19 protein-coding genes are annotated in these 22,901 nt (G+C 59.4%); 5 read left to right on the top strand and 14 right to left on the bottom strand.

Annotated elements, in window-relative coordinates; all coding sequences use genetic code 11:
* Window positions 1-238: 238 nt before the first annotated feature.
* On the bottom strand, window positions 239-1,021 hold the full coding sequence (locus ACYVI2_RS06895) for an inositol monophosphatase family protein (RefSeq protein WP_415820485.1): 783 nt from the start codon (window positions 1,019-1,021) through the stop codon (window positions 239-241).
* A gap of 152 nt (window positions 1,022-1,173) precedes the next feature.
* On the opposite strand from ACYVI2_RS06895, the gene ACYVI2_RS06890 reads away from it, so the two are divergent.
* Window positions 1,174-1,959, top strand: a complete 786-nt coding sequence (locus ACYVI2_RS06890) for an RNA methyltransferase (RefSeq protein WP_415820486.1) — start codon at window positions 1,174-1,176, stop codon at window positions 1,957-1,959.
* An 85-nt stretch (window positions 1,960-2,044) separates the two neighbouring features.
* Here the strand turns inward: ACYVI2_RS06890 and ACYVI2_RS06885 are convergent, their stop codons facing one another.
* Window positions 2,045-3,037 carry a Bug family tripartite tricarboxylate transporter substrate binding protein gene (locus tag ACYVI2_RS06885; protein ID WP_415820487.1) on the bottom strand — a complete coding sequence of 331 codons (993 nt, stop codon included), beginning with the start codon at window positions 3,035-3,037 and terminating at the stop codon, window positions 2,045-2,047.
* Window positions 3,038-3,212: 175 nt separating this feature from the next.
* Here ACYVI2_RS06885 and ACYVI2_RS06880 point away from each other — a divergent pair, with 175 nt between their 5' ends.
* Window positions 3,213-3,974, top strand: a complete 762-nt coding sequence (locus tag ACYVI2_RS06880; RefSeq protein WP_415820488.1) for an IclR family transcriptional regulator — start codon at window positions 3,213-3,215, stop codon at window positions 3,972-3,974.
* Window positions 3,975-4,026: 52 nt separating this feature from the next.
* On the opposite strand, the gene ACYVI2_RS06875 is transcribed toward ACYVI2_RS06880, so the two are convergent.
* The 6 genes from ACYVI2_RS06875 to ACYVI2_RS06850 form a co-directional block, all read right to left on the bottom strand.
* Entirely contained in the window at window positions 4,027-4,848 is an 822-nt protein-coding gene (locus ACYVI2_RS06875; RefSeq protein ID WP_415820489.1) for a mechanosensitive ion channel family protein, read from the bottom strand.
* 114 nt (window positions 4,849-4,962) lie between these two features.
* Window positions 4,963-6,108, bottom strand: coding sequence for a DUF1513 domain-containing protein (locus ACYVI2_RS06870; protein WP_415820490.1), 1,146 nt, complete (start codon window positions 6,106-6,108; stop codon window positions 4,963-4,965).
* A complete protein-coding gene (locus tag ACYVI2_RS06865) occupies window positions 6,098-7,171 on the bottom strand; it encodes an imelysin family protein (protein ID WP_415820491.1) in 1,074 nt (357 codons plus the stop codon). Before ACYVI2_RS06865 ends, ACYVI2_RS06870 begins: the two co-directional genes overlap by 11 nt.
* Before the next feature lie 20 nt (window positions 7,172-7,191).
* Window positions 7,192-8,700: a di-heme oxidoreductase family protein gene (locus tag ACYVI2_RS06860; protein ID WP_415820492.1), complete on the bottom strand. Its 1,509-nt coding sequence runs from the start codon at window positions 8,698-8,700 to the stop codon at window positions 7,192-7,194.
* A complete protein-coding gene (locus ACYVI2_RS06855) occupies window positions 8,697-9,995 on the bottom strand; it encodes an imelysin family protein (protein WP_415820493.1) in 1,299 nt (432 codons plus the stop codon). The genes ACYVI2_RS06860 and ACYVI2_RS06855 overlap by 4 nt, the downstream gene beginning before the upstream one ends.
* Before the next feature lie 177 nt (window positions 9,996-10,172).
* Entirely contained in the window at window positions 10,173-10,718 is a 546-nt protein-coding gene (locus ACYVI2_RS06850; RefSeq protein WP_460490281.1) for an antibiotic biosynthesis monooxygenase, read from the bottom strand.
* 316 nt (window positions 10,719-11,034) lie between these two features.
* On the opposite strand from ACYVI2_RS06850, the gene ACYVI2_RS06845 reads away from it, so the two are divergent.
* Window positions 11,035-11,589 (top strand): NADPH-dependent FMN reductase, encoded by a 555-nt coding sequence (locus tag ACYVI2_RS06845; RefSeq protein WP_415820494.1) that lies wholly within the window; start codon window positions 11,035-11,037, stop codon window positions 11,587-11,589.
* 691 nt (window positions 11,590-12,280) lie between these two features.
* Here ACYVI2_RS06845 and ACYVI2_RS06840 read toward each other — a convergent pair.
* Window positions 12,281-12,499 carry a dodecin gene (locus ACYVI2_RS06840; RefSeq protein WP_415820496.1) on the bottom strand — a complete coding sequence of 73 codons (219 nt, stop codon included), beginning with the start codon at window positions 12,497-12,499 and terminating at the stop codon, window positions 12,281-12,283.
* A gap of 356 nt (window positions 12,500-12,855) precedes the next feature.
* Here ACYVI2_RS06840 and ACYVI2_RS06835 point away from each other — a divergent pair, with 356 nt between their 5' ends.
* Entirely contained in the window at window positions 12,856-13,824 is a 969-nt protein-coding gene (locus ACYVI2_RS06835; protein ID WP_415820497.1) for a LysR substrate-binding domain-containing protein, read from the top strand.
* Between the two features lie 67 nt (window positions 13,825-13,891).
* On the opposite strand, the gene ACYVI2_RS06830 is transcribed toward ACYVI2_RS06835, so the two are convergent.
* The 3 genes from ACYVI2_RS06830 to ACYVI2_RS06820 all read right to left on the bottom strand — a co-directional run bounded on the left by ACYVI2_RS06830 (window position 13,892) and on the right by ACYVI2_RS06820 (window position 19,136).
* Window positions 13,892-15,277 carry an MFS transporter gene (locus ACYVI2_RS06830; protein WP_415820499.1) on the bottom strand — a complete coding sequence of 462 codons (1,386 nt, stop codon included), beginning with the start codon at window positions 15,275-15,277 and terminating at the stop codon, window positions 13,892-13,894.
* Between the two features lie 75 nt (window positions 15,278-15,352).
* Complete coding sequence (locus tag ACYVI2_RS06825; protein WP_415820500.1) at window positions 15,353-17,023, bottom strand: hydantoinase B/oxoprolinase family protein; 1,671 nt, start codon at window positions 17,021-17,023, stop codon at window positions 15,353-15,355.
* Between the two features lies 1 nt (window position 17,024).
* Entirely contained in the window at window positions 17,025-19,136 is a 2,112-nt protein-coding gene (locus tag ACYVI2_RS06820; protein ID WP_415820501.1) for a hydantoinase/oxoprolinase family protein, read from the bottom strand.
* Between the two features lie 291 nt (window positions 19,137-19,427).
* Between ACYVI2_RS06820 and ACYVI2_RS06815 the strand changes: the two genes are divergently transcribed.
* Window positions 19,428-21,260: a PhoX family protein gene (locus tag ACYVI2_RS06815; RefSeq protein WP_415820502.1), complete on the top strand. Its 1,833-nt coding sequence runs from the start codon at window positions 19,428-19,430 to the stop codon at window positions 21,258-21,260.
* Window positions 21,261-21,626: 366 nt separating this feature from the next.
* Here ACYVI2_RS06815 and ACYVI2_RS06810 read toward each other — a convergent pair whose 3' ends face one another.
* On the bottom strand, window positions 21,627-22,247 hold the full coding sequence (locus ACYVI2_RS06810) for a YiiX/YebB-like N1pC/P60 family cysteine hydrolase (protein ID WP_415820503.1): 621 nt from the start codon (window positions 22,245-22,247) through the stop codon (window positions 21,627-21,629).
* Window positions 22,244-22,807 carry a DUF4878 domain-containing protein gene (locus ACYVI2_RS06805; protein ID WP_415820504.1) on the bottom strand — a complete coding sequence of 188 codons (564 nt, stop codon included), beginning with the start codon at window positions 22,805-22,807 and terminating at the stop codon, window positions 22,244-22,246. The genes ACYVI2_RS06810 and ACYVI2_RS06805 overlap by 4 nt, the downstream gene beginning before the upstream one ends.
* Window positions 22,808-22,901: the final 94 nt, after the last annotated feature.

Here is a 22,901-nt window from a genome sequence, read left to right as displayed (position 1 = left end):
CGCGACTTGCCGGCAACATGCCGGCAGATGAGGAAAAATCGGGCGGCGGATTTGCCCCAGCATGGGGCCAATCCCCGCGATACGGGGCCTTAGCAACGTGACAAAGCCCCGACAGCACACACCGGCCAGCGCCTCGCGCCCTGTATCGGACCACGAGGCGCCTCCGGGATTCAGCCTGGCCTATGCAGACCTCAGGTCCGAGCGGCTGGCCCGCACCCGAGCCTGTGCAATACCCTGCTCAGTCCTGCTTGGGCTGCAAGGCAGCCAGCATCTGCGTAAAGATCTTGGGGCTGCCGGCGAGCACGTTGCCGGAATCCATCCACTCTTGCTCGCCATCCAGGTCGGCGACTAGGCCGCCGGCCTCCTGGATCAGCAGGCTGCCTGCCGCCACATCCCAGGGTTTGAGCTTGAGACCGCAGAAACCGTCCAGGCGGCCCGTGGCCACATAGGCCAGGTCCAGCACGGTCGAGCCCATACGGCGCACGCCGCTGCAGTTCTCGGTCATTTGGCGGAATCGGCCGCCGCCAGCATCGGCATCGCCCGAGCGCGGCCAGTGCGCGCCCAGCAACGCCTCGGCATAACGCGTGCGGCTCGACACGCGCACACGGCGGTCATTCAGGAACGTGCCGCTGCCACGGCTGGCAGTGAACAACTCGTTGCGCGACGGGTCGTACACCACGGCCTGCGTGACCTGGCCACGCTGGGTCAAGGCGATCGACACGGCGTAGTTGGGCAAGCCATGGATAAAGTTGGTGGTGCCGTCCAGCGGATCGATGATCCATTGAAATTCGGCCTGCTCCGGCCCTTGCAGGCCGAATTCCTCGCCCAGTACCGCATGATCGGGATAGGCTGCGTGCAGGGTCTCGACGATGGACTCCTCGGCGGCACGATCGACATCCGTGACATAATCGCGCGGTCCCTTGCGGGCTACGCTGATACGTTCCAAGTCCAGGCTGGCACGATTAATGATGGTGCCGGCACGCCGGGCCGCCTTGATGGCGATATTGAGCATCGGGTGCATAAAATTCCGTACGTATGCAATAAGGCTCAAAGGGAAATGCCAGGCTTCACCAGCCGTTTCCCCTGGAGCAACAACATGGGGCGGCCCTGCCACAATCGCGCGGCAAAGCCCCGAAAAATCAGGATGGCACTAGGCCAAACCGGGTATTTTAAATGACTCAAGCATTTTCACGCGTTCAGTTCATCATGGTACAGCCCAGCCACCCCGGAAACGTCGGGTCGGCGGCACGTGCCATCAAGACGATGGGCTTTCAGAATCTGGTCCTGGTCGAGCCGAAATTTCCGGACATGACCACCCAACCCGAGGCCATTGCCCTGGCCAGCGGTGCCGTGGACGTCCTCGAACACGCCCGGGTCTGCGCCACCCTGGAAGAAGCCCTGGCGCCGGTCACGCTGGCATTTGCCCTGACGGCGCGCGTGCGGGACCTGGGGCCTCCACCCTGCGACATCCGTCAGGCGGCCGAGCTGGCCAGCGACCATCTGGCCAACACCGAATCGGGCGACACCGCCATCGTGCTGGGAACCGAGCGGGCGGGCCTGACCAACGCGCAAATCGCATTGTGCCATCGCATTTGCCATATTCCCGCCAATCCGGAATACAGCTCGCTGAACGTCGCCCAGGCCCTGCAACTGGCGGCGTGGGAACTGCGGTACGCCTTGCTCCAGGCGGCAGGCGCAGCCATGCTGCCCGCTTCGACTGCGCAACAGGCCGACCCGGGCGCGGCGCTCGCCCCCAGCGAGGCCGTGCTGGCTTTTCTGAAACACTGGGAAGAAGCCTTGATCCAGATCGAGTTTCTCGATCCGGCCCATCCCAAAAAACTGATGCCGCGCATGCGGCACCTGTTCAGCCGCAGCGGCCTCACCCGCGACGAAGTCGACATGCTGCGCGGCGTCTGCACGGCGATGCTGCGCAAAACGAAAGCCACTGGGAATAAATAGAGCACTCGCAAGGAAACGCGATACCGGGTTTCCTTGCTGACCTATCAGGTCGTCCGGGTCAAACGCCCACCCGGTCTTACACCCCTCAGTCGACTTGTGCGCCCGACGCCTTGACCACCGGCGCCCAGCCTTCGACTTCCGACTTGATGAACGCGCCGAACTGAGCAGGCGTCGTCTTTTCACCCACAGCGCCCAGGCCCTCAAAGGCTTTCTGCACGTCGGGATTGTCTTGCGCCTTGACGATGGCGGCGTTGAGCTTTTCGATGACTTCCGGCGGCGTGCCTGCCGGCGCGATCAAACCGAACCACGAAGACACGTCGAATTTGTCAAAGCCCAGTTCCTGCATCGTAGGCAGATCGGGGGCCGAGGGCGAGCGCTTGGCCGTGGTCACCGCCAATGCTTTCAACTTACCGCCTTTCACATGCGGCCAAGAGGACGGCATATTGTCGAACATGAACTGCACTTGGCCGCCGATCAGATCGGTCACCGCCGGCGCGCTGCCTTTGTAGGGCACGTGCAATACGTCGATGCCGGTACGCATCTTGAACAGCTCGCCGGCCATGTGAATCGACGTGCCGCTGCCCGAGGAAGCAAACGCCAGTTTGCCGGGATTCGCCTTGGCGTAATCCACCAACTCTTGCACCGACTTCACCGGCACGTTCGGGTTCAACACCAGAATGTTCGGGACCTTGGCGCCCAATGCGACCGGGACGAAATCCTTGGTCAGGTCGAACGAAACGTTGCGGTACAGCGTCTGGTTGATGGCGCTGGTCACGGCCACAAACAACAGTGTGTAGCCATCGGGATCCGCACGCTTTACGTAGTCAGTCGCGATGTTGCTGCCGGCGCCGGGCTTGTTTTCTACGACGAAGGATTGACCCAACGTCTGCGTCAGCTCCTTGGCCATGATGCGAGCGATCACGTCAGTCGTACCGCCCGCCGAGAAACCCACAACAATATGCACGGGCTTGTCTGGGTAGGCAGCCTGGGCGCTGGCAGCAATCGCCATCGAACCCAGAGCACCGGCAAGCAGCGACGCGGCATGGCGAAGAAAACGGGGCTTTTGACCTGTGGTCATGTCGTGTCTCCTGTGAAGTGTCCATAGTACGGACGTTATGATTGGGAATACCGACCGGATTTTCCACTAGTCAACACCGATCCGGCAAGGTAGAGTCCACACCACGGACGATTTTCGTGGGCGCCACTTTACGAGCCCCCCATCCATCGTTATTGGTCATAGGTTCGAGTGCAGCATGTCGATTTCAGAGAGCTCTTCCGGCCCGCGCACCCTGCGCCGCGGCCTGACGGTGTTGGCCACCCTGCGCGATCACGGCGCGGGCGGCTTGAGCATTACCGATCTAGCCCGCTTGACGGGCATCCAGCGCCCGACGATTTACCGTCTGCTCGCGGCGCTGTTGGACGCGGGGCTGGTACTACCCGTGCCCGGCACCAAGAAATACCGGGCGCAGTGGGCGACGACGCCGGACACGGTGACGCCGGACCCACGCGTCAGCCAGACCCTGCCCAGCCTGAAACGCTTGGCCGAACGCACCGGGGACGCGGTGTTTCTCGTGGTACGCGAAGGCGACGAGTCCGTCAGCCTGCACCGGGAAATCGGCGGTTATCCTGTGCAAATCCTGGCCACTTATGCCGGCAAACGCCAGCCTCTGGGTGTCGGCTCAGGCGGCATGGCGATCCTGGCCGCCCTGCCCGACGCCGTCGCACACAGCATTGTGGAACGCAACTCAGGATACCTGGATGAATATGGCGGCATGACGCCGCACGAGATGCTGCGCCTGATCGAAAACACGCGCGCGCGGGGTTATGCCGTTGTCGGCAACCATGCCGTGCGCGGTGCGCTGGGAGTGGGCTGCGCCCTGCTTGACCCCCAAGGAGCACCCATCTTGGCGATCAGCGTGACTGCCATCATTGACCGCATGCCAGCGCCCCGGCAAAGAGAAATCGCGGGCTGGATCCACGCGGAGCTGGCTCGCCTCTCATTGCGCAGCAGTTGACGGCATCGAACCGGGCCCGGCAATACCGGCCCCGGGACGCGGGGAGGATGGCTTATTTAGCCGGCTCTTGAATTTCGCGCACAGGAATTGGCGCCTTGAAGCCTGCAGAGGCCAGGGTCTGACGGATCTGATGAAACAGCCCCCAGCGCAGATCCCAGTATTGCGCGGCTGCGCACCACATGCGGACATTGACCACCGTGCCGTTATCTTTGTATTCGCTGACTTTGACCAGCGGCGCGGGGTCTTTCAGCACCAAGGGATGCGACTCGACGATCTTGGTCAGGCTCGCGATCGCAGCATCCAGGTCATCGCCATAATGGATCGTGACAGGCAGATCCAGGCGACGCGTCACGTTGCGACTGTAGTTGGTGATGGTCGCGCCCCAGACCACGCTATTGGGCAGCGTGATATGAATGCCATCAGCCTGCACCAGGCGGCATAAAAAAAGGCCGACTTCTTCGACAGTCCCCTCGGTACCTGTGCTCAGCGCAATATATTCACCTGTGCGTAGAGGACGCAAGATCAACAGCATGATGCCCGCGGCAATATTCTGCAGCGTATTTTGCAGCGCCAAGCCTACGGCCAAGCCCGCGGCACCCAGCACCGCAATCAAGCTGGCCGTTTGCACACCGAATCGCGCCAATACGGCAATGACCGTGAAAATCCGCACGGTCCACACCACCACGCTGTAGAACATCGGCACAATCGTGGCATCGATACGCGGCGATCGTGTTGCGGCGCGCCGCACCCAGCTACCGAGCAACGACGATATCCACCAGCCCAGGATCAATATGACCAGCGCCATGGCGATATTCACCGCGCCTTCGGTCAACCGCGGCATCAGGGATTCCAGACTCATCAAGTACTCACGCATGTCTTTTTCCAACAGGTCGAAATTCAGCACACAGCGTTATCTGTGCACCGAATGATTAAACAGCTGGAAACTGTATCAAATCACGGTGACCCTGCCGAGTCTTGTTGGCTTCCGTCACAAACGCCGGAAATGATTGTCCCAGGACAGACCTGAAGACGGCGTCAGGATGGATTGTGCCGATGAGCCGGGGCCTGCCTGCACGAGCGCGCCCATGCCGCTATTGAGCAAAAAGCGTCCCGGTGCGAGAGGCGCCACACCGCAACCATCCGACAGGCTGGTCACCCCCAACGCGCGGCCGTTGACCGCATCCCAGTACACCACCTGGTTGCCTACGGGGCTGCTGGTCGCGATCACGCTTCCTGATGGATCCGCGGCCACCGAGCCAATGTAATTGCGGCAGTCGCGCAGCACGTCTTCGGGGCCCGCGAATAACTCTGGCTCATGTCCCATGCGATGCCGCCCCACCAGCGGGGGCCGTTCGCTGGCGGGCCCCATATGCTGACAACCGAACCACACTGCGCCATCAGCCGCCAAAGTCAAATGACGAATCGACAGACGATGCAGGTCCTGCGTCAATTCGACACGCTCAATCAAGCGTCCATCGTTCGCATCGATATACGCCAACGAAGGGCGCATCGTATCCAGATTCAGCTCCAGCTTGCCGTAGTCCGGATGCGTCAGAATGCCGCCATTGGCCACACAAAGCGTCTTGCCGTCTGGCAACAGGACGACCTCATGAGGACCAATGCCGCCGGTCTCAAACTCACCGATACGGCGATAGTTTCCGCCCTCCGACGCATCGTAAATGCCCAGCACGCCTTTGCCCGCTTCGTAGGCGTTCTCTGTTGCCACCATACGTTTGCCATCGGGCAGATAGACACCGTGACCGAAAAAATGACGCTCGCTTGCAGCCTCTAGCGCAATGGGAGACTGCGAACCGTCTATACGAAAAGCGACTGCGAAAAACCCCGGCTGGCGGCCGAACACCACGGCACGCCCTCGCGCGGGATCCAGCGCAAAGCTGTGGCCGCGTGCGGGCATGGGCACAACCAGTTGATCCCGGCCCTGAACGTCTAATACAACGGCCTCATAACGACCGTGAGCCTTGCGCGCGGCCACATACAGCGGGCCCTCGGAAGCGGCCAAACGGCCCGTACGGCTGGCCACTTCCTCGGATACACCCGTAGCAGCACGCAACGCAGCAGGCGACAGACCGGCCAATGCGGCCAAGGCCAAAAAGCGGCGGCGATCAATCTCCATCGAGCGCATTAAATCCAATCGTGACGCCCAAGGCAGGCGCAAAATTCTGATCCACAATGTCTTTGGCATTTTTCAGGATCAAACCCGCCAATGCCAGGTGTTGCCAGCCAGCCTCATCGGCCAACAATTTCTGCAACGGCTCGTTCACGTTGTCCAACACCTCCGCGGCGCGATCGAGTTCACCGGTCAACGAAACCCCGACCCACTCTTCGCCCTTGGGATAGCGATACCCCCCCGCGTCGTAAAACGCACGTATCCCTTTTACGCTTGCGGCCAGCATCGGTATGGTCGATTCGCTGCGCCAGAAGGCGGCGCGTTGCGCGCGGGCTGCCTGCACAGAGTCGCCCAATACAGGCAATAGTTTGACGTCGCGCGCAAATTGCAGGCCGGTCGATAACGCTTTGATCGCCTCGGCGGCGACCTCTTGTTGAGTGCGATAGAGATCATTGCCCGCGGCAGGTGCAGTGAACTGCCGGCCAAACTCCCCTTTGGCGCTCCAGGCTTGTTGCAACTCGCCCGACACAGCCGCGACATTGCCCGCCACAGCCACGGCGTAGCTGCACGCATAGGCCGTATCCTTGCCCGGCGCCGATTTCACCAGACCCGGCGTGTCGTACAACACGTATTCCAATGCAGGCAGACCTTGCATGGCCACACTGCGCGAGGCCAGCGCCCCCGGTGCTACTGCAGCCGGATCCGCCGCGGCCAACAGCGCGCGGACCTGGCGCTGCATCACCCCGCGAGTGTCCGGCCAGAACGCTAATTTCTCATAGCGATTGCCCTGCACCAACGGACCGAAACGCAAAAACTCCACGCCGGCCCAAGCCTGCACCGTTCCTGCAAAAGCCTGCTGCACGCCTTTCACATCAGGTTGTCCGCCGCTATCGCACCACGTCTTTAAGGCCTGCTCCAAATGCGTGGCCTGTTCGGCCAGCTTGGCAACAGCGGGCCGCGCATAACCATCGGCCAGGCGTTGGCCCAAATCGCTGGGCGCCTGCGCCAAGGCGGGCCAAGGCGCAATCGCCATGACCGCAGCCGATATCCATTGCTTTGTCTTGAACATACTTACTCCTCTCGGACCGCTCACAGCGACTCCAGGAATCGAATCAGGTCTGCCCGTTCCTCCGGCGTCATCGCGACAACCCGGTCGCGCGCAGCCTGGGCTTCGCCTCCGTGCCACAGCACCGCCTCCAGCAGCGATCGCGCGCGGCCATCGTGCAGCCACGTCGCATTGGGATTCACGGTGCGCGTCAGGCCTATGCCCCACAAGGGCGGCGTGCGCCATTCGCTGCCGCTGGCTTCGTCCTCGGAAACCTGATCCGCCAGCCCCTCGCCCATATCGTGCAGCAACATGTCGGTATACGGCCAGATCAACTGAAAGCGATGCTCCTCTCGCGCCGCGTCTCGCCGCGTCACATACTTAGGCACGTGACAGGCAACGCAATTTGCCTCGTAAAACAATTTTTTCCCGGCCAGCACCCGAGCGTCATCGACATCACGCCGCTGCGGCACAGCCAGATTCACCGAATACGTCGTCACGAAATCCATCAGCTCGGCGGGCACTTCGTGTTCGCCGAGATGCGGTTGCGCACCATGCGGCATATCGAAGCACGCTGCTTGTGCCTTGGTGCACTCGCCGTAATGACTGGGGAACAACGGCGTAGACAACCCCATGTCATTCGAAAATGCCGCTGCGCTTTGCTGTTCTACTGTCGGCTGGCTGGCTTTCCAATTAAAGCGCCCCAACACACGCTCGCCGGTGCGGCGATCACGTGTCCAATTGGGCCGGCCGCTGATGCCATCACCATGATCGGCAGCCGCATTGGCCAGAATATCGGCGGGATGGATCGCCTCCAGCAGTCCCAGGCCTATCATCGGCTGGGCGATACGCGGCGATATTTGTACATCCTCGCGCATGGGGCCATAGCCCAGGTTTTCGATGCGGTAGGTCGGCTTCATCAACGTCGCCGTCTCGCCGCCATTCAGTTCCACCGTCACCGGCTCATACTCGATTTCCAGACTGCCTTCGGAAGGCAATCCGGCTACCGAGAAATTCTGCAACTGCACGCCATAAACCGGCTCAGGCACAAAGGGCAAATGGCCCGACGCCAATTGCTGACGCTGCTCGTCCGTCGTCGCAGGCACCGACAAGCGCAGCAACAAGGCCACCGTATCCGAGCGTTCGAGCGGATCGAATCCTGGCACCGTGCCTCGGCCGTCCTTGGTATGACAGGCTTGGCACGAGCGCGCATTGAACAAAGGCCCCAGGCCATCCGACGCCTGTGTCGATGACGGCGACGAGACCCAGTCCTTGCGAAACAACCCATTGCCCACCAGGAATTCCTGACGCCCTTCGAACGTCAGATTGGCCGAGGGATGCGAAAAGATATCTGCGTTGATCATCTTGCGCGTGGTCCCGGCCCCGGCAGGCAAGGTCTCGAATGACTCCGGTGCTGAAAAATCGCGCGTCGGCGCAGTGACCTTGGCCACCCGCGCACGGTCCTCTTCTGTCAAATCATCACGCCCGTCAGAGGCGCCAACGGCGCTGGCTGCCGCCAGCGCCGTCAGTATTGCAACTGCGAGCTTGTTCACTGAAATACGGCTTCCGGCTTGTCCAGACTATCCGAGCCTTCCAATGCGACGTCGCCCAATTCCAGAGCAGCAATTACACGCTCCAGACTGCGCGTCTGATCGATCAGGCTGTCGATGGCTTTCTGCACCACCGCATTGCCCTCGGCATTGCCCGACGCGATCATCTGGTCATAAGTCTCGACTTTTTCTGCGCGATCACGCATGGCCTGCATTGCCGCGACCGTCGCATCCAGCTTGGCGCGCATTTCTGCGTCCAACTTGGCGTCGCGTGCCTTCACCAGATCAGACAGGCTCGCACCCGTGACCGTCTTGCCGTCCGTGCGCTGATAGTCGCCCAGATACACGTTGCGAATACCGATCTGGTTGTAATAGTGCGAGTTATGCGTATTGTCCGAGAAGCAATCGTGCTCTTCTTCGGGATCGTTCAGCATCAAACCGAGCTTCATACGCTCGCCGGCCAACTCACCGTACGACAGGCTGCCCAGCCCCGTCATCATGGCGATCAAGCCAGCCTTGGGATCTTCTTCGACGGCCTTGCGTGCGGCGCCGTCGGATTTCCAGTTAGCGACCATGCTCTCCAGGTCGGAGACGAGCAGATCGGTCACCGCCTTGAGATATTCAATACGGCGTTCGCAATTGCCGCCCGTGCAATTGGCGGGATCAAAGTCCGTGTGCGGACGGTTGCCCGAGTGGCGTTCCTGCGGCGTGCCGGTACGATCGGCAGGGGCTGCGCCCGTGCCGTTCAAATCCTGTCCCCACAACAAAAACTCAATGGCGTGATAACCCGTCGCCACGTTGGCCTCGTTACCGTCGGCCTCGTGCAGCGTCTCGGACAGCAGTTCGGGCGTGATCTTGCTGGCGTCGATCGTCTTGCCGCCTACAGTGATCTTGGAATTGGCAATGACATTGACCGCATAGAACGCATTCTGGTCGTTTTCCGTACCGTACGACGCGTCCACGTAATCGATCAGGCCTTCGTCCAGCGGCCAGGCATTCACGCTGCCTTCCCAGTCATCAACAATGGGATTGCCAAAGCGAAACGCCTCCGTTTGCTGGTACGGCACTCGGGCCGCCAACCATGCGGTGCGCGCGGCTTTCAGCGTCTCGGCGCTGGGCTTGGCGACCAGGGCATCAATCGCCGTGCGCAAGGCCTGTGCCGTGGTGAGGGAATCCTCATAACCCGCCAACGCGATGTCAGAATAGGTTTTCACCACCGCCTTGGGTTCGGCAGCCGCCTGGACGGCGCCTCCCGTCAGGGCGGCCATCAGCAGCGCGCCATAGAGCAACTTGCGCATCGGAACAATCTCCTTTGTTGAAAAAAGCGCGCCCCGCGTGGCCGCGCTTTCTTAGAAATCGGATGAGATAAACGCAAGTGTAAACAATTTTCGTTTAATGTTCAGCCTAATGTCAGTGTTCTTTATCCTAACTGTCAGAATTAGCCGATAACTCCGGCCAACTACCTCGCTTCACGATCAATTCCTGGCAGACGGTTGCAGCCATCCGCGCAATAGGCGGGTAATAACCGGAATACAAATAAAAGACAGCACGGGCGTCATGCAAACCGTCGTGACCAATACGCGCCAGAATATCGGCAAAGCACTCAATTGCTCGTTCAGCAGCAAACTGAACAGCAACAGCATCGGAAAATACGCCAACCAGATACTGACGGCCTGCTTCCAACGAGGCGGCGCGCTGCGCGCCGCACCAAACCAAGTATCCATCCCGCTGACCCGATGCACACGGCTCGTGCGCACGAGGTTCGCCCCGCGTTCGAGCCACATACGGCGCGGCAACGAATTTTCCCAACGAGCCAGACTCGCAGCATCGACAAAACGCAAGACGATCTGATACTGATCGCCCCCCTCGGGAGGCTGCAATACCCCCGACCCCAAGAAACCTGGAAAGCCTGCCGCCAGGATTTCACCCTGGCGCATCCAAGTCAGAAAATCCCCATAACGTTCGGGAGAAATATGGCGGGTCACCAGCATGGTGACCGGTGCGGGAACATGAGCGGACATACAAAACTCCTGGCTGCTTGCGGGCCGGTGTCAGTTGAGTCCGGCCTCTTAGTAATTACCCTAGCAAATGGCATGCCAATTCGCGCTTATCCGCTCGTCCCGGGGGGACCGCCGTTGCACGGGCCGCAACTTTTGCTGCATTGCACCAATTCAAATCCAACATGCATGGATCTCAACGCCGTTTGCACCAAAATAGTGCAAGACATATGTCCGCCCCACATGCTTTTCATCGCCACCGATATATACGTTCCGTGTATTGAGGCAGCAAAGACGCAGGTCTACACTAGGCGCTTTCCCCTCGTCTGGAGCATGTGCAATGAGCAACACCAAGATCGCGGTTTTCGTGGGCAGCCTGCGGGCCGCCTCTATCAATTTGCGCCTGGCTCGCGCCCTGGAAAAACTCACGCCCTCAGACGTCCAGTTTGAATATGCCAGCCTGGGTGACATCCCCCTGTTCAACCAAGATCTTGAGACAGATTTGCCCGCACCGGCAGCCAAACTGAAAGCCTTGATCGCCGAGGCCGATGGCCTGCTGTTCGTCACTCCCGAGCACAATCGGTCGATACCGGCGGCCTTGAAAAACGCGATCGACTGGGGCTCCCGTCCCTGGGGACAAAACTCGTGGCCCGGCAAGCCCGGCGGCTTGCTCGGCACCTCGCCCAGCGCCGCGGGCACGGCCATGGCCCAACAACACCTGCGCAACATCCTCGCCGCCGAGGGCGTCAACGTGTACACCACCCCTGAAGTGTTTCTGCAAGATGCAGCCGGACTGATCGACGATCAGTACACCATCACCAACGAACGTACCCGCCAGTTCCTGCAAGGCTGGCTCGATGGCTATATCGCCTGGGTGAACAAACTCAAGGCATAGGAACAGATCACTGCCGACGATATACCGGCAGACAACAACAACAACAACAACAACAACGGGGGAAAGGCCCACACCTTTCCCCCGTTTTTTTCTATCCACACACCCTCGGCTTATCCCCGTCTAATGTGGACAAGCCACTGAACAGTTTTCTGACAAGCAGGGAATCACCTTTCACGACAACGACTTACAAGCGCTGGTAAAAAAATGCCCAATCAACGCCTGGACACACCATTGCACTGACCAAAGCGCGCAAAACGGCGTCGACGACAACAAAACCGTCTCTTTTCGTCTTTTCTGAGGCCGTCCTGATCCTGAACTATCCACACACCCCGAGCTTATCCCCGGAGAATGTGGACAAGCCACTGAACAGTTTTCTGACAAGCAGAGAATCGCCTTTCGCGACAAAGGCTTACGATCACCGGTCAAAAAATGATCAATCAGCGCTTCTATCCGGCTTTTGACGCCGACCAGTGGACAAACCGTATCCCGAAGCGAAAAATTTCCGGGTCCGCGATGTTTGGCACACCCACTCGCGTCTGAACTATCCACACACCTTGGGTTTATCCCCGTCTAGTGTGGACAAACCACTGAACAGTTTTCGGACAAGCAAAGAAAGTCCTTACACCGCAATCACTTACGATGCATGGTGAAAAAATGCGCAGCAATCGGGAATCGCTGCGCCACCGCCGCGTCAGGGCTCTTGTTCCAGACGCATCCCGATCTTCAGGCTCACTTGCCAGTGCGCGACTTTGCCATCCTTGATATGGCCACGCACTTCCGTGACTTCGAACCAGTCCAGGTTGCGCAACGTTTCCGATGCGCGAGCGATCGCCTGCGCAATGGCATCGTCCGAAGACTTCGTAGACGATCCCACCAATTCGATCTGCTTGTAGATATGGCTATTGGACATTGCTGTACCTCCTAGAGAAAAGGTCCCACGCTTCTGTCACCACGTGACGGCGCGCCAATCGCTGGACACCGCCCGTCATGGAGAATCGCCCCACGACACCGGCGGCGCACTCTGCAACTCATTATTGATGTGTTTGTCAGCAACTGCAATGCCTGAGCCTCTGCCGATTGCGCATGCAGGAAACGCGCAGGTCCTCCCTCGGAAATCACCGAGCGCCAGCGAACCCGAACCAGAAATACTTGCCGATCCAAGACCTGCTTCAGAAAGGATTACGATTGAGGGTTTCCACGTGATCTGGTGATAGCGGGACGTCTTTCATTCCGTATCGCACTCCATCGAGCGTCCCATCCGCGACCATGCGTTATCGCCTTCCTCCTTTAAATACCTTACGTATCTTCGAGGCCATCATGCGCCGGGGCTCGATACGTCAGGCCGCAGAAGAGCTGTGTCTCACCCCGCAAGCCGTCAGCCAACAGCTCAAGCAACTCGAAGCCCATTTGGAACAAACCCTGTTCCAACGCAATATTCGCAGCCTCACCCCGACACAAGCCGCGCATACGTTGTATGACCACGTGCGCGATGGCCTCGATCGGTTCTCTCAAGGCATCAGCGCCGTCCAGACCTCGCGCACGGCACAACAGTTATATCTGTATGTCAGCCCGTATTTTGCGACGGAATTCCTGGTACCCCGGCTGGGCCAATTCACCGCCCTGTTTCCTGGCATCGATTTTCGTATGGCGGTGGGCGTGGACTTGATCGAGCTCGACGACCGTGGGATGGATGCGGCCATTCACTGGGATTACGGCGGCAACGCCGACTATATCGAGACGCCGCTGATCGATGACTTGAAAGTACTGGTCGCCACGCCCGGCCTGCTGGAACGGATCCCGTTGAACACCCCCGCGGACTTGCTCAAACACAGCGTAGTCACGTCCTTGGTGGCCAACTCGCTCTGGGACGACACCCTGGACCTGCTAGAGGTCAAGGAACGCGCCTCGCAACGGGTCATGCTGCTGCACACCCACGCTGCAATGATGGAGGCCATCCTCGCGGGCCTGGGCGTGGGGTTCATCTCCTATGCCGATGCCGTCAGAGAAATCGCCGCGGGCCGGCTCGTGGCGCCCTATGGCATCGATCTGCTCAAACAACTTTCCGCAGAAAAAACGCCTCGCTTCACGCTGCTGATCAAACCTGATCGCAAGCATTCGCCGTTGCTCAAGCAGTTCACCGCATGGTTGTTGGAATACGTTTGCACAGAAGACATCGTGGGCTATCCCTCAACGTGTCGCCAGGTTTCCAGCGCGTCGAACGCCGCGCAGCGCTGAGAGCCTCGCGAAAAAACCGACATCTTCCGTGCGTTATCACTACGACAGGGGCATCACCCCTGCATGTTCAGTGCGGACGCGCCACATCCCCATGCATGGGTTCGCCGGTACGATCACGGCTATACAACAACGCCACTACACCCACCAAGGCCCCCAGCATCAAATAGTAGGCCGGCATCATCGGGTTGCCCGTACGCTGAATCAGCCACGCATTCAACATCGGCGCAGTACCTGCGAACAACGCGACCGACACGTTGTAGCTGATCGCCATTCCCGTAAAACGCACATGAGGCGCGAATAACGCGGGCACGGCGGCAAAGATGCATCCCAGCATGGCAGCCAGGCACAGATTCATCACCATCAAGGCGGCCAGTTTCTCGAGATACCCCCCCGTCGACAACATGCTGAAGCACGGAATCGCCAACACCAGGATCGCCACGCTGCCTGCCAGCATCGTCGCTTTGCGCGTGATGCGATCGGCCAGCCATCCCATGACCGGGATCATCACAATCAGGAAAATCTGCGGTCCGAGCGACAGCATGAACCCTTGGGCAGGCGCCATCGTCAAGGTGCTGATCAAGTACGTCGGGATATATGTCACCACCGTGTACAAAGTGATGTTGGTGACAATGATCAAGCCGCAAGACTGCAACAGCGGGCCTCTATGCGTTTCAAACAAATGCCGCCAGCTGACCTTGGGAGGCGCGGCCTTGCTTTCCCGCACCGCTTGAAAAGTCGGCGTTTCCTCCAGATGGTTGCGGATATACAGGCCAATCGCCCCCAAGGGCAATGCCAACAGGAACGGCACGCGCCAGGCCCAATCATTGATCTGATCCGCTGTGAACAGACTGGTCAAAATCGTCGTGATGATGGCGCCAAACGCAAAGCCGCTGATGCACCCCACCTCGACCCAGCTCGTCACCGCCGTGCGATGCTTGTCAGAGCAATACTCCGCTACGAAAATCGCAGCGCCGCTGCCCTCGCCTCCCGCCGAGATGCCTTGCAGCAAGCGCATCACCACCAGCAATATAGGCGCGGCAATACCGATCGTATCGTGCGATGGGATCAAGCCAATGGCGCATGTCGCCAGCGCCATCATCAGGATCGTGACCGTCAGTACGTTCTTGCGGCCATAGCGATCGCCAATCGGCCCAAACAGAAAACCACCGAAAGGCCGTGCAAAAAATGCAACCGCAAACGCCGCCAATGAGGCGATCAATTGCATTCCCGGCTCGCTGGAAGGGAAAAACACTTTGCCCAGGATTGCGGCCAGATAACCATAGACAGAAAACTCGAACCATTCGACAAAACTGCCCACGACAGAGGCCAGCACGACACGGTTCAACTCTTTCTTGCCGACTTTACGCGGTGCCACGCCCGCAGTGTCTTGCACGTCCTGGTCGGAAAATCCCCCTGATACGGGACGGCCAGCGCTGATTGCATTGGTATTCATTTTTTCCCCATCATGCATTGATATTGAATGAACACTGCCGGTATCTGCACAGACACCGGCAGCACCGCCTTGCGATCAATCAAACGCGTGTGGATAATCGCGACGCGCCTCAGCCTCGCTGATATAGCCGTATTGCACATCGCGCTTGACCAATTCGGCAGGCCGCTCAGCCGGCGCACCAAAACCGCCGCCACCCGGCAAGTCCAGCACCAGCCGCTGCCCTTCTGCAATCAACTGGCTGCCCTTGGCGCGCAACACCGTGCCGTCATCCCGCCCGACCTTGCCCGCTCCGCCGTTGCTGCCGCCATGATGGCCGCGCGCCGGAAAAGCCACGCGATCAAACATCGCATTCAACGTGAACTGGTATCCCTCGTGAGCGCCGATCTCGATACGCTGCCCCAGGCCGCCGCGCCAACGTCCTGCACCCCCCGAATCCGGCAGCAGTTCCTTGCGCCATACGACGATCGGGCCGATGCTCTCCGTCACCTCCGAGGACATGGTGTGCACACCGCTCGGGAAAGCCGTCGTACTCAACCCATCACTATTGGGTCGAGCCCCTGTGCCGCCCGTATTGAAAATCAGCATCTCGTGACGCGATTCGCGGTTATGCTCACGCGCGCCCTGAAACCGCATCTGCAGGTTCCACAATGCGCTGGCCCCCTCGGCGGGAATCAAATCCGGGCGATAGCTCTGCAAGGCTCCCAACACCACATCGGGAATCAGATGCCCCAGCACGTGCCGCACTGCCACCGGAGCGGGGAACGGCGCATTCAAAATGCAACCCGCCGGCGCAGTGATTTCGAACGGACGCAGCGACGCCCAGTTATTCGGGATCTCTGGGGCGATGGCGCACTTCAAGGCATAACATGCATAGGCCTTGGTATACGTCAGCGGCACGTTGATACCGTAGCGGCTCGTACCCGAGGTCCCCGCAAAATCCGCGTACATGGTGCCGCCCTGCGGCTGCACCGTCACCCGCAGATCAATCGGGCTCTCGTAACCATCGACTCGCATTTCGTAGCTGTGCTTGCCCTGGGGCAGCGCCGCAATGTAGTCACGCGTGGCGCGCTCGCTGTGCTCGAAAATAAACGCCGCCAATTCTGTCAGATCGGGCAACCCGAACTCATCCAGCATAGCTTCCAGACGGCGGCGGCCCGTGTCGTTGCAAGCGACCAGCGAATGAAAATCCCCGACGACCTGATCCCGCTCGCGCACGTTATTGCGCAAGATCTCGACCAGATCCTCATTCAGCACGCCGCCCTTGTAGAACTTCATCAACGGGATGCGTATACCTTCTTCGTACACGTCGCCGGCATCGGGGCCAAAGCCGCGCCCGCCGATATCCACCACGTGGGCCGTAGAGGCGAAAAAACCAATCAGGCGAGTCGCCGCATCGGCCGTGGGCTGGCGGTAGACCGGCGTCACCATGGTGATATCGTGCAAATGCCCGGTTCCCATCCACGGGTCGTTAGTCACCAGGACGTCACCCGGCACCAGGCCATTCTCGCCGAACTTGGCCACGAAATGCCCGACGGAATCCGCCATGGAATTGACGTGCCCCGGCGTGCCGGTCACGGCCTGCGCAATCATGCGCCCCTGCGCGTCGAACACGCCTGCCGACAGATCACCCGCCTCGCGCACGCTGGTGCAGAACGCCGTGCGAACCAAGGTCGCAGCCTGCTCTTCGACCACCGAGATCAGGCGATTCCACATGATTTGTTCGCGGACTTTGATGTTGGTGCTCATGTCACACCCCTTGTTTATGTTGACGTTGGATGAGTAAGCTATCGTCCTGTTGCAGGATCAAGCTGTAGTCCGGGCTGACATAGGTCGAGGTCTCTTTTTCCGTCACAATCAACGGCCCATCCAGCCGCACGGCACGCGGCAAGCTGGCCCGGTCATAGATCGCGCAATCATGGAAATCGCCGGATTTGGCGTCAAACACGTTACGCCTATCAATCGGCGGATATTGTTCACGCGATCCCGCACTGTCGCCCGTGCTCGGCTCGATGCGCGGGGGCATTTCCGTTTCGGTGCGCAGAGACAGCGCCCAACTCACCACTTCGACGTCCAGCCCGGCCACCTCGTGGCCAAACAGTTGCGTATAGGCCTTGACGAAATTCGCGCGCAAGACTTCAAGGCTGGCATCGTTCAACACCCCCGCGGGTGCATCCACCGGGATTTCCCAGCCCTGGCCGGCATAGCGCATATACGCCCGCAATTCGCGGACGGCATCCTCGCCATGTCCCGTTTCCCGCAGGAAGCTCGCGACTTCATCATTCATCTCGTCAATCATGCCGTTCACAATGCCGGCATCGAACTGACTCAAACGCATGACCGCGCTGCGCAGCGACTCATAGCCAAAAGGCGCGCGCAGAAAACCAATGGCCGACCCGACGCCTGCGCCCGGCGGCACGAGCAGACGTTCCATCCCGAGCTTTTCGCACAGCCTCACTGCATGCAGCGGCGCGGCACCGCCATAGGCGATCATCGTGTATTCGCTCAAATCACGGCCGCTCTCGACCGCGTGCATGCGCGCGGCGTTGGACATGTTCTCGTCCACCATCTCGGCCACCGCATAGGCGGCTTGCACGTTCACGCTCTGCAGCGGATCCGCGATATGGGTTTGCAATGCCTGGCGCGATGCCTGCTCGTCCAAGGTAATCGAGCCGCCCGCAAACCGTTTGGCGTCCAGCTTTGCCAATACCAGGTCCGCATCCGTCACTGTCGGACGCTCGCCGCCTCGGCCATAGCAGGCAGGCCCCGGCTCAGATCCCGCGCTTTCCGGGCCGACCCGGACCTGCTTCAAATCGTCGACATGCGCGATCGAACCGCCACCCGCACCGATCTCCACCATTTCGATCACCGGGATCGAAATCGGCATACCGCTGCCCTTCTTGAATCGATAGGTCCGCGCCACTTCGAACGTACGCGCAGTCTTGGGATGCAAGTCTTCAATCAAGCAAATCTTGGCAGTCGTTCCGCCCATATCGAACGACAAGACGCGATCCAACCCGTATTTCGCGGCGACGTGGCTAGCGTAGATCGCTCCGCCCGCGGGGCCGGATTCCAGCAAGCGCACCGGAAACTCCGCGGCACTCGCCAATGACATCAAGCCGCCGCCCGAGTGAATCATATAAAGCGGGCATGCCATTCCCTCGACCGCCAAGGCCTGGGCCAGGCGATTCAGGTATGACGACATCAACGGCTTGACATAAGCATTCGCGCAGACCGTGTTGAACCGTTCGAACTCGCGAATTTGGGGCGATACCTCACACGAGATCGATACCGACACATCGGGTAGAGCACGCCGCAGACGGTCACGCACTAGACGCTCATGGTCGCCATTGCGATAGCTGTGCATCAACCCGACAGCCACGCTGGTAAAGCCGCCGTCGCGAATCTCATCGATAATGCGGTCCAGGCCTTCGATATCGAGAGGCACCAGTTCACGCCCGGACGCATCCAGACGCCCCTTGAGCGGAAAACGATCGCAGCGCGGGATCAACGGCGCGGGCAACTGAATCGTCAGGTCATACTGTTCGAAACGGCCTTCGTTGCGCATTTCGATGACATCGCGAAACCCGTCGCTCGTAATAAATGCCGTCTTGGCCCCACGGCGCTCGATCAGCGCATTGGTCGCCAGCGTCGTACCATGTACGATGGACTGAATCGCCGCAGGCGCAATCCCTGCTTGTTCTATCGCCAGCTGCAGGCCCCGCACAATGGCCCGCTCGGGCTTTTCATAATCGGTCAGCACCTTGGCGGTATACAGCCGCCCTTGGTATTCCAACGCCACATCGGTGAATGTCCCACCGATGTCGACCCCTGCCCTGCAAGCCAAATTCGTGTCGCTCATGTATTACCCATGTACGGATGAAAGGGTTCTGGCGATGTGCCGCGCGGTCTGCGCCACATTGCTCCGGCCTCATCATCGGCCAAGTCCGGCAATGATGACAAACAAGTAATAACGCGCATTAGGGCAAGCCAGGCTAGGCCAGCAATTACCCTTAAGGGACTACCCTTACCCAAAAAATGTCGAAATACGATGTTTTTTGTCTTTCGCCATATCCCCGTCATACAGACTCCGTAGTCTCTCGTCCGCTCTCTGACGTTTTCCTGAAAACGATTAACACCCAACGAGGTCTACATGTCATATTTGACAGATAAATTGCGTGCTCCCAGCCGTGAGGCTCGCGGAGAAATCACCGTTCCGGGCCAAATGCTCGAGGACATCGTAGCGGCCAACCCCGCCCGTCGCACGCTTTTGAGAAACAGTATCGGCCTGTCGTTGCTTTCCGTATTTGGCGCAACGCTGACGGCCTGTGGCAGCGGCAGTGATGACGATGATGACGACTCCAGCGGCGGTGACGACGGCGGCTCGACGCCCCCTCCCGGCCCCGACTACTCGGTCACCTTTACCCCGCTGGATGATCTGATCACCGCCGACACCGTCACGGTGCCGCAAGGCTATGTGGTAGAAATCCTGTATTCGGCCGGCGACAAGTGCGAAATCGGCTCGATCGGCTACACCGGCACGCCCCAGTCGTACCCGACCACCGAGAAGCAATCGGGCGGCCAGCACGACGGCATGCACTTCTATCCGCTGGACGGCGTAGACCCCAACAAGGGCGGCCTGCTGGTTCTGAATCACGAAAACGTCGACAGCGAGACTCTGGACCTGAGCACCAACGAGACTCAGACCAACCTGTCCAACGTTGGCGTGTCGGTCATCGAGCTCACGCGTTCCGATGACGGCAAATGGTCGGTCAACACCAACTCGAGCTACAACAAGCGCTATAGCGGCAACACCGTTTACAGCGTCAGCGGTCCCGCCGCCTCGGCCGTGGGTTCGACTGTGGTCGGCACTTTGAACAACTGCGCCAGCGGTCCCACCCCCTGGGGCACGTACCTGACCTGCGAAGAAACGACCGATAACTACTGGGATCCGACGCAGGCAGAAGAAGGCTATGGCTGGGTGGTGGAGATCGATCCTTATACCCCAAGTTCGACGGCGGTCAAGCGCACCGCCATGGGCCGTTTCGATCACGAAAACACCGCCTATATGCTGGACGAGAACAATCGTGTCGCGTTCTACATGGGCGATGATGGTACGCCGGGCTGCATTTATAAGTTCATCCCCAGCAAAGCCTATGATCCGGCCAACCGTGCCAACAACCTCGGCCTGCTGGATGAGGGCACGTTGTACGCGGCTCGTTTCAACGATGATGGCTCGGGCAACTGGATCGAGTTGACGGTCGGCAAAAACAATCTGACGGTTGGCGCTGTCGATCCGGGCAATTACACCCAGGTCGCCGTGGGCACGCTGCCCGAATCGTCGCTGATCGATTTCAAGACTCAGGCTGATGTCCTGATCAACACGAAGGCTGCCGCACGCGTGGCAGGCGCTACGCTGATGGATCGTCCGGAATGGATCACTGTCGGTGTAGACAAGACGCTCTATTGCACGCTGACGAACAACAGCAGCCGCAAGCGCACTAGCGCCGCCAACCCCCGCACTGAAAACCGGCACGGTCACATCGTTCGCTGGAAAGAAACCGGTGATTCTCCGCTGGCTACGACGTTCCAATGGGATCTGTTGTTGCTGGCTGGCTTTGATGCGTCTGCAGGTGAGGCTGCAAATGTCACCGGCAATATCAATGGCGATACGTTCTCCAGCCCGGATGGCATCCGTGTGGATCCTCAAGGCCGCCTGTGGGTGCAGACTGACTCAGGCGCGACGGGGTTCGGCAATAACTCGATGTATTACATCGATCAGGAAACTGGCGAATCGAAACGCTTCCTCGTCGGGCCGGCAGATTGCGAAATTACCGGTATTGCGTATTCGCCTGATCTGACGGCGTTCTTCATCAATATTCAGCACCCGGGTGGGGTGTGGAATACGGTGCGCGCAGAGGGTGGTGATGCACGCTCGGCTACCATTGTTGTGCGTCGTGAAGACGGTAGGCCTGTCGGCGCTTGATTGATGGTGGCGGAAGGGGTCGTTGCTGTATGGACGGCTCCTCTCCAGAGTTCTTGGCTGGTGGAGTTTTACGCCCTCTCTCTCGAGTAGAGGGCGTGTTCATCATGCGTGTTATGCGTCTTGCAAGCAAGCATATGGTTCTTAAGCACCAGGGGCTGCCTTGTACAGGCGGTGCCGGCCCTATCGTCCGGTCTGGCCGCCTGCGCGGCCAGACTGCCCTTCGCCAGCCTCATCAGGCGGGGCGGCTGGGCAAACTCGCTTCGCTCAAACATGCCCAGCCGACTTCCCCCCGCCTGATGAGACTGGCTCGGCGGACTCAACGGGCCGGCACCGCCTGTACAAGGCAGCCCCTGGCTGGCGTTGTGCTCACATAGCGGATGATGGCTTCGCCTGGGCCTTGGGCTGGGGCTGGGGTGTGAGTGGATGTAGTTTCTTTGATGCTAGCAATGAACTGGGCAATAGGTATTCGCCGTTCAGTAATGGCAAATTCAATTGGGTGAAGGGCACGTCGAGATCTATGCCGGCTTGGCGCCAGGCATTCCACACTAAAACTGTGCAGTACGTTCCGGTCGGGTCTGCCACGCGAAAGGGTTTGCCCAACATGGTCTGCGCGTCTTGGACTGCTTGGGTGCGATGCGTCGCATCGGCGTCCACGTGATAGATGGCATAGCGTTTTGAGCGCTTGGGGTCGACGAAGAACGCCAAGGTATCGGACACGACGCCGTCTGGCCGGCCCGGTACCTCGGAGGGGGTTGCGTGCAGCACATGCCAATCGCCCGGCTGGCCGATCAGCATTCCCACATGACTGAATGGACCGCCGTCTACTGCCATGACGGCATCGCTGACGGGCTCGGTGCCTTCGCGAAAAATCAGATCGCCTGGCTGCGCCGCGTCGGGCAATACCACTTGATCTGCATAGGCTTGTGTCAGTATCAGGCAGCCGCCGAGACATAGCGCGGCTAGCCGATGTAGACGGACCGAAATCATTTCAACAGGATTTTCCAGCTGTCGTCTTCTTTGATCAGGCGATGGTTTTCAGTCTGTTCCTTGCCGTTCTTGAATTTGACCTTGGAGCGGACGGTGGCCAGTTTTCCCTCTTCGTTGATCTTCGATTCCAGGGTCTCTACGCTGTCCAAACCGTCGTTCGCCTGGATGCGTGCCTGCATCTCGCCGACGATCATTTGCACTTTTCCTTTGGCAGCCATCATCTGCGCGGCGGGAACGCTCGAAAATGAGATTTGCTGTGTGGCTTTTTCTACATCACCCTTTGCGGCGGCCTCGTAAAAAGTTTCTACTGTCGACTCGGGCTTGCCACCGGAGCATGCCGTCAAGGCCAGAGCGAATACCGCCATGAAGAAAGCCGAAAATATGCGAGAGGGGAACATCTTCTTTTCCTTGGATAAATGAGAACGCGGCATTGAACGTGCGCATCGCGCCGAATCATATCCAGATTTTTTTCGCCATGCCTGCGCATATGCATCAATTTGATGCACACGAATAACTAAACGTATCTTTACGGTTCTTTTGTTGTCATGCAGCTGATCCATCCCTATTTAAGGCGTACACTCCCGCCTGCCTCATAGGCTGACAAAAGCGCCTTTAGGCGATGTTAAGCCTGACCGTCGATATGCATATTTTTTT

The organism is Bordetella tumbae (genome assembly GCF_054780995.1).
The sequence above is the reverse complement of the archived record's forward strand: the minus strand, read 5'-3'. Positions and strand labels throughout refer to the sequence as shown.

Coding starts and splice junctions, on each gene's coding strand:
- ACYVI2_RS06835 (WP_415820497.1), top strand. CDS start 12,856: ATGCGTTATCGCCTTCCTCCTTTAAATACCTTACGTATCTTCGAGGCC.
- ACYVI2_RS06810 (WP_415820503.1), bottom strand. CDS start 22,247: ATGATTTCGGTCCGTCTACATCGGCTAGCCGCGCTATGTCTCGGCGGC.
- ACYVI2_RS06875 (WP_415820489.1), bottom strand. CDS start 4,848: ATGCGTGAGTACTTGATGAGTCTGGAATCCCTGATGCCGCGGTTGACC.
- ACYVI2_RS06845 (WP_415820494.1), top strand. CDS start 11,035: ATGAGCAACACCAAGATCGCGGTTTTCGTGGGCAGCCTGCGGGCCGCC.
- ACYVI2_RS06890 (WP_415820486.1), top strand. CDS start 1,174: ATGACTCAAGCATTTTCACGCGTTCAGTTCATCATGGTACAGCCCAGC.
- ACYVI2_RS06820 (WP_415820501.1), bottom strand. CDS start 19,136: ATGAGCGACACGAATTTGGCTTGCAGGGCAGGGGTCGACATCGGTGGG.
- ACYVI2_RS06830 (WP_415820499.1), bottom strand. CDS start 15,277: ATGAATACCAATGCAATCAGCGCTGGCCGTCCCGTATCAGGGGGATTT.
- ACYVI2_RS06880 (WP_415820488.1), top strand. CDS start 3,213: ATGTCGATTTCAGAGAGCTCTTCCGGCCCGCGCACCCTGCGCCGCGGC.
- ACYVI2_RS06840 (WP_415820496.1), bottom strand. CDS start 12,499: ATGTCCAATAGCCATATCTACAAGCAGATCGAATTGGTGGGATCGTCT.
- ACYVI2_RS06870 (WP_415820490.1), bottom strand. CDS start 6,108: ATGGAGATTGATCGCCGCCGCTTTTTGGCCTTGGCCGCATTGGCCGGT.
- ACYVI2_RS06885 (WP_415820487.1), bottom strand. CDS start 3,037: ATGACCACAGGTCAAAAGCCCCGTTTTCTTCGCCATGCCGCGTCGCTG.
- ACYVI2_RS06850 (WP_460490281.1), bottom strand. CDS start 10,718: ATGTCCGCTCATGTTCCCGCACCGGTCACCATGCTGGTGACCCGCCAT.
- ACYVI2_RS06805 (WP_415820504.1), bottom strand. CDS start 22,807: ATGGATCAGCTGCATGACAACAAAAGAACCGTAAAGATACGTTTAGTT.
- ACYVI2_RS06855 (WP_415820493.1), bottom strand. CDS start 9,995: ATGCGCAAGTTGCTCTATGGCGCGCTGCTGATGGCCGCCCTGACGGGA.
- ACYVI2_RS06815 (WP_415820502.1), top strand. CDS start 19,428: ATGTCATATTTGACAGATAAATTGCGTGCTCCCAGCCGTGAGGCTCGC.
- ACYVI2_RS06895 (WP_415820485.1), bottom strand. CDS start 1,021: ATGCACCCGATGCTCAATATCGCCATCAAGGCGGCCCGGCGTGCCGGC.
- ACYVI2_RS06865 (WP_415820491.1), bottom strand. CDS start 7,171: ATGTTCAAGACAAAGCAATGGATATCGGCTGCGGTCATGGCGATTGCG.
- ACYVI2_RS06825 (WP_415820500.1), bottom strand. CDS start 17,023: ATGAGCACCAACATCAAAGTCCGCGAACAAATCATGTGGAATCGCCTG.